14 protein-coding genes are annotated in these 12,485 nt (G+C 54.0%); 7 read left to right on the top strand and 7 right to left on the bottom strand.

Translation table 11 applies throughout. The features are described 5' to 3' along the window. Positions 1 to 101 precede the first annotated feature (101 nt). The 3 genes from P0D43_RS01980 to P0D43_RS01970 are packed head-to-tail and all read left to right on the top strand — an operon-like array spanning position 102 to position 2,786. Positions 102 to 1,112: an MDR family oxidoreductase gene (locus P0D43_RS01980; RefSeq protein ID WP_394673091.1), complete on the top strand. Its 1,011-nt coding sequence runs from the start codon at positions 102 to 104 to the stop codon at positions 1,110 to 1,112. Next, entirely contained in the window at positions 1,105 to 2,010 is a 906-nt protein-coding gene (locus P0D43_RS01975; protein WP_341236720.1) for a DMT family transporter, read from the top strand. Before P0D43_RS01980 ends, P0D43_RS01975 begins: the two co-directional genes overlap by 8 nt. Before the next feature lie 14 nt (positions 2,011 to 2,024). Then, the gene (locus tag P0D43_RS01970; protein ID WP_341236719.1) at positions 2,025 to 2,786 is read left to right on the top strand and encodes a glutathione S-transferase N-terminal domain-containing protein; all 762 of its coding nucleotides are present in this window, start codon (positions 2,025 to 2,027) and stop codon (positions 2,784 to 2,786) included. A gap of 3 nt (positions 2,787 to 2,789) precedes the next feature. Here the strand turns inward: P0D43_RS01970 and P0D43_RS01965 are convergent, their stop codons facing one another. Beyond that, entirely contained in the window at positions 2,790 to 3,857 is a 1,068-nt protein-coding gene (locus tag P0D43_RS01965; RefSeq protein ID WP_394673090.1) for an FkbM family methyltransferase, read from the bottom strand. Positions 3,858 to 4,079: 222 nt separating this feature from the next. Further along, entirely contained in the window at positions 4,080 to 4,772 is a 693-nt protein-coding gene (locus tag P0D43_RS01960; protein ID WP_394673089.1) for a fatty acid hydroxylase family protein, read from the bottom strand. A 150-nt stretch (positions 4,773 to 4,922) separates the two neighbouring features. Between P0D43_RS01960 and P0D43_RS01955 the strand changes: the two genes are divergently transcribed. Further along, a complete protein-coding gene (locus P0D43_RS01955) occupies positions 4,923 to 5,690 on the top strand; it encodes a class II aldolase/adducin family protein (RefSeq protein WP_341236716.1) in 768 nt (255 codons plus the stop codon). 12 nt (positions 5,691 to 5,702) lie between these two features. On the opposite strand, the gene P0D43_RS01950 is transcribed toward P0D43_RS01955, so the two are convergent. Both P0D43_RS01950 and P0D43_RS01945 read right to left on the bottom strand, forming a co-directional pair. Then, positions 5,703 to 6,032, bottom strand: a complete 330-nt coding sequence (locus P0D43_RS01950; protein WP_201301424.1) for a cytochrome c — start codon at positions 6,030 to 6,032, stop codon at positions 5,703 to 5,705. A gap of 20 nt (positions 6,033 to 6,052) precedes the next feature. After that, on the bottom strand, positions 6,053 to 7,294 hold the full coding sequence (locus tag P0D43_RS01945) for an NADH:flavin oxidoreductase/NADH oxidase family protein (protein ID WP_341236715.1): 1,242 nt from the start codon (positions 7,292 to 7,294) through the stop codon (positions 6,053 to 6,055). A 60-nt stretch (positions 7,295 to 7,354) separates the two neighbouring features. Here P0D43_RS01945 and P0D43_RS01940 point away from each other — a divergent pair, with 60 nt between their 5' ends. Both P0D43_RS01940 and P0D43_RS01935 read left to right on the top strand, forming a co-directional pair. Beyond that, positions 7,355 to 8,266, top strand: a complete 912-nt coding sequence (locus tag P0D43_RS01940) for a DMT family transporter (protein ID WP_201301423.1) — start codon at positions 7,355 to 7,357, stop codon at positions 8,264 to 8,266. A 32-nt stretch (positions 8,267 to 8,298) separates the two neighbouring features. Beyond that, positions 8,299 to 9,456, top strand: coding sequence for an AI-2E family transporter (locus P0D43_RS01935; protein WP_159569095.1), 1,158 nt, complete (start codon positions 8,299 to 8,301; stop codon positions 9,454 to 9,456). A gap of 78 nt (positions 9,457 to 9,534) precedes the next feature. On the opposite strand, the gene P0D43_RS01930 is transcribed toward P0D43_RS01935, so the two are convergent. The 3 genes from P0D43_RS01930 to P0D43_RS01920 all read right to left on the bottom strand — a co-directional run bounded on the left by P0D43_RS01930 (position 9,535) and on the right by P0D43_RS01920 (position 11,555). Continuing rightward, positions 9,535 to 10,455, bottom strand: a complete 921-nt coding sequence (locus P0D43_RS01930; RefSeq protein WP_341236714.1) for a metal-dependent hydrolase — start codon at positions 10,453 to 10,455, stop codon at positions 9,535 to 9,537. Between the two features lie 126 nt (positions 10,456 to 10,581). Continuing rightward, complete coding sequence (locus P0D43_RS01925; RefSeq protein ID WP_341236713.1) at positions 10,582 to 10,983, bottom strand: thioesterase family protein; 402 nt, start codon at positions 10,981 to 10,983, stop codon at positions 10,582 to 10,584. Between the two features lie 5 nt (positions 10,984 to 10,988). Continuing rightward, entirely contained in the window at positions 10,989 to 11,555 is a 567-nt protein-coding gene (locus P0D43_RS01920; protein WP_236550818.1) for a thermonuclease family protein, read from the bottom strand. An 86-nt stretch (positions 11,556 to 11,641) separates the two neighbouring features. On the opposite strand from P0D43_RS01920, the gene P0D43_RS01915 reads away from it, so the two are divergent. Next, a complete protein-coding gene (locus P0D43_RS01915; RefSeq protein ID WP_159569091.1) occupies positions 11,642 to 12,445 on the top strand; it encodes a crotonase/enoyl-CoA hydratase family protein in 804 nt (267 codons plus the stop codon). Positions 12,446 to 12,485: the final 40 nt, after the last annotated feature.

Genomic DNA, 12,485 nt, shown 5'->3' with positions numbered 1-12,485 from the left:
TTCTTCTAAGGCAAAGCTGAAGTGTATGCAAGGCTGGCGCAGCACGCAAATTTGATCGCTGGTTTGTGCGATCATTGCCTCACCCAGAATAAGGAGATGAAATGATCAGGGCATGGATTTCCCGGGCAGCCGACCAAACGCAGGCTGAGCTGGAAACTTTGGATGAGTCTGAATTCGCAGGGCAGGATGTGGTGCTGAAGTTGCATTACAGCTGCCTGAATTACAAGGACGCTTTGGCTTTGACCCACACTGCCCCCATTGCGCGCAAGTACCCCATGGTGCATGGCATTGATGCGGTGGGCGAGGTGATTGAATCGAATTCGGACCAATGGCCAGTGGGCACGGTGTGCCAGGTGAACGATTGGGGTTTGGGTGAAACGCATTGGGGTGGCTTGGCTGAACGGGCCAGCGTGCCTGCACAGTGGATTTCTCCGATTCCGGAGGGCCGCAGTGCACGGTGGGCCGCCGCTTTGGGTACGGCGGGCTATACCGCTGCCCTGTGCGTGATGGCTTTGCAGGATCACCCCCTGAAACCTGAAGACGGTCCAGTGCTGGTGACTGGGGTAAGTGGCGGTGTAGGCACGGTGGCTTGCCTGCTGCTTCAGCATTTGGGCTACGAGGTGGTGGGCTTGACGGGTTCAATCGATGCCATGGGTGAGCCTGTGTCTGAATCGGCGGCCAAGCATTTTGAACGTTTGCAGTTGGGTTCTACCCACTTGATTCACCGTGAGTCCATGTCCCGCCCCGGGAAACCTTTGCAAAAAGAACAATTTGCTGCCGTTGTGGACAGCGTGGGCAGCCACACTTTGGTCGATGCATGCGCCCAAACCAGGTACGGTGGTGTAGTGGCCGCGTGTGGTTTGGCGCAGGGCATGGATTTTCAGGGCAGTGTAGCCCCCTTCATTTTGCGGGGTATTACCTTGCGCGGCATTAACTGTGTATACCGCACCCACGCTGAGCGTGACCGTGCCTGGAGCATGTTGGCGCAAGCTTTGGGTGAGTACGATCTGGATTTCATGATCAAGGAAGTGCGCCTGGCGCAGGCTTTGGACAGTGCGCGGCTTGTGTTGGCCAATCAATTGCAGGGGCGCGTGGTGGTGAACTGTGCCTGAGAACCGGGCTTGGGCTTTGCCGTATCTGGCCCTGGTTTTGAATGCCTTGGTGTGGGGCGTTTCCTGGTGGCCACTGCGTGAATTGCAAGGCGAAGGATTGCACCCGTTGTGGTCTTCGGCTGCAACCTACTTGTTGGGCGCTGTGGCCATGTTGTGCTTCATGCCCAAGGTGTTGGGTGAGTTTGTTCAGCACAAAGCGCTTTGGTTGCTGGCTTTGGCCGCTGGCACCACCATGGTGGGTTTTAATTGGGGTGTGTCGATTGGCGAAGTAATTCGGGTGGTGCTGCTGTTCTACCTGATGCCAATCTGGGCGGTGTTGTTGGCGCGGCTGATATTGAAAGAGCCGATCACTGGCAGGGCTTTGATTCGGGTTGCTCTGGCGTTTGCGGGTGCTGTATTGCTGTTAAGCCCAAATGGAACTTTGGGCTTCCCGGTGCCATCGAATTTGGCAGAAACTTTGGGTTTGATGGGCGGTGCGGCGTTCGCACTGAACAATATCCTGTTGCGCCACCAGGCTGAGCGTACGGCTCAGGCACGTTTGTTTGCCATGTTTGTAGGCGGTGTTGTAGCGCCTGCGGCAGTGGCTGCTGGCCTGGCGGTGTGGTTGGGTGAGGGCAATTCGATTGTGCAATGGCCGGTGTCGCCCGGTTTATACGGCGGTGTGGTGTTGTTGGGCTTCACCGTTTCTTTGCTGGTGGCCAACTATGGTTTGCAGTACGGTGCATCGCGATTGCCAGCCAATGTAACCTCGGTGGTGATGTTGTCAGAGGTGGTGTTTGCAACCTTGTCTGCAATTTTATTGACCAACGAGGTACTGACCCCGCAAGTTGGAATTGGTGGCGCCATGATTTTGCTGGCGGCTGCTTTAAGCGCGCTTGAAAGCAGGGACGCGCATTGATTGGGAGAGAAAACATGAATCATTTGTTCAAGGTGGCCATGGCCACAGCGGCGTCTACGCTGCGAGGCTGGCAAGGCATGGTGGTGACTGAGCCCGCTGCCGTTCAACCAGAAAAACCGCTGAAATTGTATGAGTTCGAGAGTTGCCCCTATTGCCGCCTGGTGCGTGAAACACTGACCGAGTTGGCACTGGACGCGGACATTTACCCTTGTCCCAAGGGCGGTAAACGTTTTCGATCCGAAGTGCTGGAGTTGGGAGGCAAGGCCCAGTTTCCGTTTTTGGTGGATGACAACACAGGTGCGAATTTGTACGAGTCTGCCGATATTATCGAGTACCTGTACACCACCTACGGCAAGCGTTCAGTGCCCTTGCGCGTGAAAGCGGCCCTGCCGCAGGCTGTGTCAAGCCTGGCCAATTCAGCCCTGGGTTTGGGCGCGGGTACCAAGGTACGTGCATCAAAAAAGCCTGAGCAAATGCTGACCTTGTACGGTTTCGAAGCCTCGCCTTTTTGCAGGCCAGTGCGAGAAGTGCTGTGTGAACTGGAAATTCCCTACCACTTGGTCAATTTGGGCAAAGAACAATTTGCAGACATGGGCGTGAATGGTGTGCATGCTGCCGTGGGCGAATACAACCCGGTGAAGGGCGGCAAACGTGAACAGTTCATGGCCAAAACCAACAAGATGATGGTGCCGTATCTGGAAGACCCGAACACGGGCAAAGCCATGTTCGAATCCAAAGCGATTGTGGAGTACCTGCTGGAAACCTACGGCGGGTGAGACTTATTTCGGGATGAAGAACATCACGGTCTCTGTCCAGCCTTCGGTGTAGTGGCGCAAATACACCTTGTAGTCGTTGCGTACACCGAGAATGATTTCTGGCACTTGCCAGAAATGTGCCGGATCGTGGTACACCGCCACGGCCAGTTTGGGGTGGTCTTCCTGAATATGCCACTTCATGCCTTCCAGTGCTTTGGGCTCCGCACCTTCCAGATCAAGCTTGATGAAGCTCACTGATTCTGTCACTCGGTTGTCGAGTGCATCCACTTCAATTTGTGTGCTGCCGGTTTCTGAAATTTTGCAGGCTGAACCAGCACCTGCGTCAAACGACAAGGTTTGCTTTTCATCGAACAAACCCACTGGGTGGTAGTGAATGTCGCGGTGCCCGGTCAACTTGGTTTTGGCGGCAGCAAGGGTGGTTTTAGTGGGTTCGAAAAAGTGCACACCGCCATATTGGGGGCAACGCTTGATGAATTCTTCAGTGGTGTATCCGTCAAAGCCGCCACCATCTACAAACACTTCACCCGGTGCAAATTTTACAAAGGGCTCGAAATATTGCTGGTCGGCTGTGTAGTCGAAAAACCGCATGGCACGCAGGTTGGCATTCAGGCGAAATTCCATCACCCGGTTGAACACTTCCCGCGATTCCTGATCGGCGAACAGGTCGCGTACCCACTCAAATTTCTCTGGGTGTGCAGCGTATTCTTTTTGGGTGTCGGCCAAGGCCTGCACTTGCGGCAGCAGAAAGTGGCTGGCATCGGCCACTGCGAAATAATCCATCGACACCACACCATTGAGGCGCAGCAGTTTGTTCATGGCTGTTTTCGGGCGCGCTTGCGTAACCGTGGAAATCACCATGCTGCCTGCTGGCACCTGGCTTGGTTTTACCACCGGTTTGCCACGGTACTCAGTGGCGGTGGTGTACTCGTCGATAAAGCCGTCAAGATCAGCGCGATCGGCCACTGCATCGGCAAATTCATTGATGCCCAGTACAAAGCGTTTTTGGGTGGTGTTGCCGAAGAATTCCGCATGAAAGGCGGCGGCATGGGCTTTTTGACTGAGTTGTTTCATGGCGATGCACGTGAAGGGTGGCGATGAAACCAGTCTAAAGACATGTCTTGCGGTTGAAGCGGTAGAAAAGCGAGGGAAAACAGGCGCTTATCCTGATGTTTGACCTTGCTGATCCCCCCGCAGAGTGGGGGGTGGGCGGTCAATACGCCTTAGTTGGTGCATTCACTTGATGAGCCTTCTCTCAAGTAAGAATCACAAAGAACAGTCTTCTTGAACGTTGAATTACCGCCTGTCCCACGTGCCCATCAACCAATCCATGATGGGGTAGGTGATGTTGAAATTCTTGTGCGCCATGATTCGCTGATCGTGGTGCGTGGTGTGCAAGCGGGCAAAGTGTGTGAAGCCCGGAATGCGGTGCACCCAGTGGTCTTCCTTTAAGTGGTAAGACAGATGAAACAGTTCGTAATTCAGGTAGTAGGCCATGCCGGTGGCCACCAGCAACAAGGCCACGTTGGGGTTGAATAGCCACGCCAGCAAAAAGCCCATGGGTACAAAAAACGCCACCACGAAAAACCCCACAATGGCAATTGGAAACAGCACGGCTTTGAAGTCCTGGTTGCTGTCAATTTCCATGTGGGTGTCTGTGAAAAACTTGTGGTGTTGCAGCGAGTGCCGTTTGTACACAAAGCCCAAGCCTTTCACCGGCCGGTGCATGGCGTATTTGTGGCCAGCCCATTCAGCAAAGTTTGCGTATAAAAAAGTGGCGGGAATGATGAGCCATTCCAGCAGGCTGGGTGATTCAAGCCAATAAATACACAAGGCGATTACACCCAAGCCCAAGGTCATGGTCATGGCCAGGTGCAAATAGCCTTGGTAGCCGGCGGAAATGAATTCGGCCCGGTAATTGGCGCGCACCGAGCGCACGGTGTCGTCTTGGGATTCTTTGGGTACAAGCTGTTTGACTTTGGCATGCATGGTATTACTGTCTCCCACAGTATGAATTTTATTTTGTAATGTTAGATTGCCCCCGATTGCCTTGAATTTCAAGTGCTTTCGCAAGCATTTGCCTGTGCGCTGGTACACTTTTAAAAAACACAATTCCAAAAGCAGCAAAGGAGACCCACTATGAACGCACCGCTTTCAAGTACACCACCCGCCCACATTGGCCAGCAAGAATGGCAGGCCCGCGTTGATTTGGCTGCAGCCTATCGTTTGGTGGCCATGCACCGTTGGGACGACCTGGTGTTCACCCACATTTCGGCTCGCGTACCCGGTGAAGAAGGCCACTTTTTGATCAACCCTTATGGCTTCATGTTTGAGGAAATTACCGCCAGCAGCCTGGTGAAGGTGAACATGAATTGCGAGAAGGTGGACAACAGCCCCTACGACGTGAACCCGGCTGGTTTCACCATTCACAGTGCCGTGCATGCCATTCGGCATGATGCCCACTGTGTGATGCACACCCACACGGTGGCCGGCGTTGCTGTTTCAATTCAGGAACAAGGCTTGTTGCCCATTTCGCAGCAGTCGCTGTTTCCGCTGGCTGGCCTGGCTTACCACGACTACGAAGGTCTGGCCCTGCGGGAAGATGAAAAAGCCCGCCTGCAAGCCGACTTGGGCGAGGCCAACAACCTGATTTTGCGCAACCATGGTTTGCTGACCTGTGGTTCTACAGTGGCTGACGCATTTTTGAATATGTTTATTTTGCAGCGTGCTTGCGAGGTTCAAATTGCAGCGCAATCTGGCGGAGCCACCTTGATTCCAATTGCACAACCGATTGTGGACGGCATTCGGGCCGCTGCGGCGCAGGTAACCCGTGGTTTGGGTGGCAACATTGCCTGGCCTGCCCTGTTGCGCAAGCTGGACCGCGAGCAGCCTGATTACAAAAACTGAGTTGCTTTTTGCTTAAGGCTTGTTTCCACCTGTCACGGTGGAAACATACTTCGCCAAAATTTTCATTTGATCAACCGTGAGGTGATCCACAAAGGGGGGCATGCCCCCCTTGCCGTTTTTGAGCGCATTCAGCACACGTTCTTCGCTGGGTTTGAGCACATCCAGCACCGGGCCGATTTTGCCTTTGGTGCCAGCATCGGCCAAGGTGTGGCAAATGGCGCAAGCGGGGTCGGCATCGGTTTGAAACAGTTTGCGGCCTTGTTCAAGAACGGTTGCGTCGTCCATGGCGAACGCATTGAACGCACTCAGGACCAACACCAGCATGCAGCTGAATTTCACCATTCTTAAACTCCCTGAGTTGATCAAGCCCGTAATTTGCGGGCTTTGAACAAGCCCCAACTGCTGTCAAGAATATAGAAAAACAGGGCTTTCAGGGCACTCTCGTTCGGGACAGGGTTTTTGCCTTTGCCCATGCGGTGAATTTGGCGGGTGTACCACTGAATTTCCAGCAATCCGGTGCGGTCCACGGCTTTCACGCCGGTAATCAGCGGCTTGACCGGGTGCAGGGCTTCTTTGTTGCTCAGCAGGCGCTTGGGCAGGTCAGGTTCCATGGCAATGGAGCGGGCCAAACCAATCAAGTCGACCGCGCCACTGTTCAGCGCTTCTTTCATGCCGCCCACGGTGCGGAAACCGCCTGTCAGCATCAAGGGTACCTTGCACACTGCACGTACTTTCTCGGTGAAGTCCATGAAGTACGCTTCGCGTTTTACGGTGCTTTCTTTCTTGGGCTTGGCGCTTGCGCCGGTCATGGCAGGTGCTTCGTAGGTGCCGCCCGACACTTCAATCATGTCGATGCCGCGCGCGGTCAGTTCTTGAATCACAGCCAGTGATTCTTCCTCGGAAAAACCGCCTTTCTGGAAGTCAGCCGAGTTCAATTTGATGCCGACCGGAAAATCAGCGCCAACCTGCTTGCGCACTTCGTCGTAAATGGCCAGTACAAAACGGCGACGGTTTTCAGCGCTGCCGCCCCATTGGTCGGTGCGCTGGTTGCTCAGTGGGCTTAAAAACTGGCTGATCAAGTAACCGTGTGCGCCGTGAATTTGCACGCCATCAAAACCGGCTTCTTTGCACACCTTGGCGGTGCGGCCCCAGCGGGCAATCAGGTCTAGAATTTCAGTCTCGGTGAGCTCGCGCGGTGTGGCAAACATCATTTGCAGGCTTTTGTGAAACGGCACAGCTGAAGGCGACACGGTTTCCTTGTTCATGCCTTTTGGGCATTGTTTGCCGGGGTGGTTGATTTGTACCCAGATTTTGCTGCCATTGGCCTGGCCTGCCTTGGCCCACTGCTGCAACAGGGGCATGTCGCGGTCGTCTTCAATGACAACGTTGCCCGGCTCTGCACGCGCGCGGCGATCAATCATCACATTCCCGGTTATATTCAAACCGATGCCACCTGCGGTCCAGCGCTGGTACACCCGTACAATTTCCGGTGTTACGCGGTTGTCCCGGGTACCCAGGGCTTCGCTCATGGCAGCCTTTACCAGTCGGTTGGGAACAGTGGCGCCACAAGGCAGGGTAAGGGGGTCGCGTAGCTCGATGCGCATGAAGAGGTCTCCGGCTTCTGGAAGTTGAAAATTATTGTTGTCACATAGTAGCCTGCACGAATGAAAAAAATTGAAATCAACACACTAATTTTTACGGCCTTCGCCATGTGTGCGTTTGCGGCCAATTCCTTCTTTTGTCGGGCCGCTTTGGGTGCCGGGCAAATTGACCCGGCCAGCTTTACTGCCATTCGGCTGATCAGCGGTGCAATCACGTTGTGGTTGTGTTTGCGCATTCAAAACAAGGGCAGGCAGCAGGGCAGTTGGGCTGGTGCGTGGGCGCTGTTTGGTTATGCGGTACTTTTTTCCATGGCCTATTTGTACATGAGTACAGGCACGGGTGCGTTGATTTTGTTCGGCAGTGTGCAGCTCAGCATGATTGCTTATGCTGCCACGCAGGGTGATCGTTTGAAGGGCCTGCGTGCACTGGGCGCAGTGGTGGCTGCCGCGGGCTTGGTGTTGCTGTTGTGGCCGCATTTGCAAACACCGGCATCGATTTTGGCGGCGGCAAGCATGGCTTTGGCGGGCGCCTGTTGGGGTGTTTACTCGGTGGTGGGCAAGGGGTCCAAATTGCCCCTAGCCGATACGGCGGGTAATTTCTCCAAAGCCACCTTGCTAATGGTGCTGGTGTGGGTCGCCGTGTATTTTTCTGCCAAAGCGGGTGTTCACATTCCAGGTGTTACCGTGGAGCGGGGTTTGGCCCTGTACACGGTGTATTTGCCAACACCCACTGTGGCGGGCGTTTTGTTTGCCTTGGCCTCGGGCATGCTGGCCAGTGGCATTGGTTATGCGGTGTGGTACAAAGTACTGCCCGCCTTGCCCACCACGTCGGCTGCCAGTGTGCAACTGAGTGTGCCTGTCATTGCTGCACTGGCGGGTGTCGTGTTTCTGGATGAAGCGGTAACTGCAACACTGTTGGTGGCCATGGTCATGACGCTGGGTGGGGTGTATCTGGTTTTGCGCGGCAAGCGTTAAGGTACTAATTCTATTGGCTGGACAATGAATCGATGAATGAAGTCGTAAAACCCAAAAACAAGAACACCGATGCGGGCGGACCAAACCAGGCGGACCAGGCCAGCCTGTCAACCTTGGCCAAACAGTTTTACCTGCAGCACTGGGGTTTGTTGTTAAGCGCCGCTTTGGTGTTCGCGGTGGTTATCAACCTGTGGCCAGTGCTGGCACCATTTGTGGCTGCGTTTGTGTTGGCGTATTTGCTGGCAGCACCCAGTCGATGGGTGCACAGCAAGTTGCGCGGTCGCATTCCTTTGCCAGTGTGTGCGGTGCTCACTTTTTTCGCGCTGCTGTTGATCTTTTCAAGCGTGGGTTTGTTGTTTATCCCTGTGGTGCTGACTCAACTCGAACTGATTCAAAACAACCTGCCGCAGTTGATCGTCAATGTGAAAGGAACGGTATTGCCTTGGTTGAATGAGGCGTTTGGCTTGACCATTTCCGTGGACAGCACGGAGATGAAAGACCGTATTGCCGCTTATATCAGCGAAAACCGGGGCACGCTGGCTGAAATCAGTACGAAGGTTTTGCGTTCAGGTTCGCAGTCCGTGTTGGGTATTACCGGGTTTGTGTCGCTGACCGTGATTGCCACGCTGTTCATCTTGCCGGGCTGGACGCAGATCACGAAACAGTTTCAGCAAGTATTTCCACCGCATTTGTGGACGCGCGCACGCCCCCTGTTCAGCGAAATCGATTCAGTCATGACCGAGTACATCAAGGGCATGATGATTGTGATGCTGTTTCTCAGCACGTTTTACTCCATTGGTTTGAGCGTGGTCGGGCTGCAAAGTGGTTGGGCTTTGGGCATGCTGGCCGGGGTCCTTTGTGTGGTGCCTTATTTGGGTTTTGCAGTGGCCTTGTTGGTGGGTTTGCTCACAGCGGCGCTGGAGTTACAAGGTTTCTTGCCAATTCTTTTGGTGCTGATGGTGTTTGTGGTTGGGCAGTTTCTTGAAGGTTTTGTGCTCACGCCCTTGGTGGTGGGCGACAAAATTGGTTTGTCTGCTTTGGCTGTTATTTTTGCGCTCGCGTTTTTCGGCGCAGTATTCGGCTTGGTTGGGGTGTTTTTGGCCTTGCCACTGGCAGCAATTTTTAAAGTGGCGTATCTGCATGCATTTGCCCATTACGAGCAAAGTGACTATTACCGGCAGGCCAGGTAAATCAAGACGAAAAAAAACCGGTGGGCTGCTCACTTCTCCCACCGGCCGATTAGCCCAAGATTTCTGTCACGAAATTTTTTAAGCTGCGTTTGCCTTCAGCTGGCTGTTCATGCGGGCACGAATGGCATTGGCAATTTCCGTATTTGGTTTGCGGCCTGAGTTCTCAACAGAAGCCACGAAGTTATCGATTTCTGTCAGGAATCGGCTGTTGTCGTGCATCCATGGATGAAAGTCGGCCTTGAAGTAATCCATGAATTCGCCGTTGGCCACCGGGTTGCGCAGCACGCCGACTTTTTTGCCCCACAGCATTTTGGTCACGGTCCAGAAGCCCTTGATGTGACCGCCCCGGATGGTTTTGTCTGCAAACACCAGGCGCATGTGGAAGTAAGCCACCAGCGGCCAGAACAGTGCCGTGGCCAATACCATGGCAAGGCGGCGGCTGAACCGGTTGTGCATGTTGTCAGGCAACACATGGTTCCAAACGTCGTAAGCCACTGCCTTGTGTTCAGTTTCTTCGTAGGCGTGCCACATCCACATTTGCTTGTAAGCGGGTTCGGATTTCTCACCCAGCACGTCGGGGTTGCGCAGCAACTGGTCTGCCATCAATGCGGTGTAGTGTTCCAGTGCAATGGTGCCAGCCAGTGTCAGGCGCTTGCCCAGGGTTTTCTTGACGAAAGCCAGAAAGCCCCACAGGAAACTGTCCAGTTTGGAAGCAGGCAGGCCAGCACGGTCCAGCATTTCGTTGTATTCAACGTGCTCGCGGCTGTGCATGGCTTCTTGGCCAATGAAAGCCACCACGGCTTTTTTCAATTCGGGATCGGTGATGTCGTCGCGGTAGTTGCGTACCGCATCCATGAACATGCGCTCGCCCGCCGGGAAAAACAGCGACAGCGCATTCATGAAATGGGTCACGTGGGGACCTTGCTCATGCCAATTGGATACCTTCTCTTCAGGCAAATTCAATTTGACATCGCGGCGTACGGGCATGATGTTCTTCATGGTTTGACTCCTACACTTGTTTTATTGTTGTTGCCACGTTTGACCGTGACATTGATGAATGTAACAATAAAATTTCGTGTCCACAATAGCAAAACCTGAGTACCCATTCTAGAAAATCGTCAGGATTTACCCCACAACAAGGGTGTTTTTGAACCGGTCTGGGATGGGTGTCGAGCGGCCTGTGTCGGGGCTGACCCACACCATTTTGGCGCTGCCCGTGGCCACCAGTACATCGGGTGCGTCGGTGCGGCGCATTTCATAGCGCTGTACCAGGCTGCTGCGCCCCACCTCGCCGGCAAACACTTTGATTTCAACTGTGCCGGGTGCTTTCAGTTCTTTTAAAAAACTGCATTCGGTGTGAACGATCACCACATAGGCAGGGTTGTTGTCGATTGCCGCAGGCAACAGGTCGATCCATTCCACGCGAGCCTGTTCGAAACAACGAAAATAAACGGTGTTGTTTACATGGCCAATCTGATCCATGTCGCCCCAGCGAAGTGGCACTGTGGTGGAGTAAATTTCTTTCATGTTATTTAGCGTTGGTTGCGTTGTTCTGTACGCCACTGCCAAGGGGCAAGCGGTGCAGTTTGTTGCCACAAGCCTTTGCGTGCATTGCGGGCCAAGTCCTCGGCCTGTTCGTACAGCACACGGTCTTCGCTGCTTTGACTGCGGGAAAACTCCCGATACCACCAGGCGTGCCCCGCCTCAATGGCTTTCAGGTTGATATCGGTGTCGCCCGCGCAAAGGCGTTGCGAACAACCCTCAACAGGAAGTACGACCTTGGCCACTTGCCGTTTGTAGCGATCGGTGTTGTTGACCACAATTTTCACGGTTTTATTCATCAACCGATCGCTTAACCAGCGTTTCGATTGTTCACCGCCAGCTTGATTCAGTTCGGGCGCGTCCACTGCATGCATGCGGATCTTGTGTGTGGCACCGTCCTGATTGCGCACGGTGATTGTGTCGCCGTCGGCCACACGGGTAACCTGAGCCAAGTAATACGAACCAGAGTTCGCCGTGTCAGGTTTGCTGTTTTCCGTGGCACTTGGGCCATAGGGACTCATGTAATAGCCCAACAGGGCCAAAAGCAGAGCCAACACTTTAAAGATCATATTGGGTTTGAGAATGTTCAAGGTTAAGATGGCTAGCGAGCCGAATAACGTTTCAAAAAACAGCCGAGAGTACCATGGACAGAGTAAACCTGCAGTTCAACAGCGACAACACCGTGGCCACGGTGGCCCTGAATCGCCCCGAGAAACACAACGGTGTGGATTGGCCCATGTTGAAGGACATACGCAAGGTGCAACAGCAGCTCGCCAAACACAAAACCCTGCGAGCAGTGATCTTGAAAGGGGAAGGCCCATCGTTTTGCGCCGGGCTCGATGTGAAATCGGTGATGAGCAACCCGAAAACGGGCTTGGTGATGTATGCCAATTTGTGGTTGCCCATGCGCAATATTTTTCAAACCTGGAGCATGGGCTGGCGCGACCTGGGTGTGCCGGTGATCGCCCAAATTCATGGCAATTGTTTTGGTGCCGGCATTCAGCTGGCCATGGGGGCAGACATTCGGGTGTGCACACCCGATTCACAATTGTCGATTCTTGAAGCCAAGTGGGGTTTGGTGCCAGACATGGGAGGTGCCGCACTGGTGCGCGAGCTGTTGCCTGTAGACGTGGCCAAGGAACTCACCATGACCGGGCGCATTCTTAGTGGTCTGCAAGCCAAGGAACTGGGTTTGGTAACCCATACAGTTGAAAACACAGAAGAGAAGGTGCAGTCCTTGGTGCAGGAAATTCTGACCCGATCGCCCGATTCCGTGGCTGCCAGCAAGTTCATGCTTCAGCGAATTTTTGGCATTGATGAAAATGCACACTTAACGCAGGAGCGCCGCTGGCAACGCCGGGTGTTGGGTTTCAAGAACCAGCGTATTTCCGTGGTGAAAAACAGCAAAGAACCGACCCTGCCTTTTGCCAAACGTCAAATTCGCTGAAATTGTAGCGAAACCGCATCCAGCGGCGCAGGTGGGGCAG

This window comes from Limnobacter sp., assembly GCF_043511195.1.
GTDB lineage: Bacteria > Pseudomonadota > Gammaproteobacteria > Burkholderiales > Burkholderiaceae_B > Limnobacter.
This window is presented reverse-complemented; position numbering and strand designations above follow the sequence as displayed.

Coding starts and splice junctions, on each gene's coding strand:
- P0D43_RS01980 (WP_394673091.1), top strand. CDS start 102: ATGATCAGGGCATGGATTTCCCGGGCAGCCGACCAAACGCAGGCTGAG.
- P0D43_RS01970 (WP_341236719.1), top strand. CDS start 2,025: ATGAATCATTTGTTCAAGGTGGCCATGGCCACAGCGGCGTCTACGCTG.
- P0D43_RS01965 (WP_394673090.1), bottom strand. CDS start 3,857: ATGAAACAACTCAGTCAAAAAGCCCATGCCGCCGCCTTTCATGCGGAA.
- P0D43_RS01960 (WP_394673089.1), bottom strand. CDS start 4,772: ATGCATGCCAAAGTCAAACAGCTTGTACCCAAAGAATCCCAAGACGAC.
- P0D43_RS01955 (WP_341236716.1), top strand. CDS start 4,923: ATGAACGCACCGCTTTCAAGTACACCACCCGCCCACATTGGCCAGCAA.
- P0D43_RS01950 (WP_201301424.1), bottom strand. CDS start 6,032: ATGGTGAAATTCAGCTGCATGCTGGTGTTGGTCCTGAGTGCGTTCAAT.
- P0D43_RS01945 (WP_341236715.1), bottom strand. CDS start 7,294: ATGCGCATCGAGCTACGCGACCCCCTTACCCTGCCTTGTGGCGCCACT.
- P0D43_RS01940 (WP_201301423.1), top strand. CDS start 7,355: ATGAAAAAAATTGAAATCAACACACTAATTTTTACGGCCTTCGCCATG.
- P0D43_RS01935 (WP_159569095.1), top strand. CDS start 8,299: ATGAATGAAGTCGTAAAACCCAAAAACAAGAACACCGATGCGGGCGGA.
- P0D43_RS01930 (WP_341236714.1), bottom strand. CDS start 10,455: ATGAAGAACATCATGCCCGTACGCCGCGATGTCAAATTGAATTTGCCT.
- P0D43_RS01925 (WP_341236713.1), bottom strand. CDS start 10,983: ATGAAAGAAATTTACTCCACCACAGTGCCACTTCGCTGGGGCGACATG.
- P0D43_RS01915 (WP_159569091.1), top strand. CDS start 11,642: ATGGACAGAGTAAACCTGCAGTTCAACAGCGACAACACCGTGGCCACG.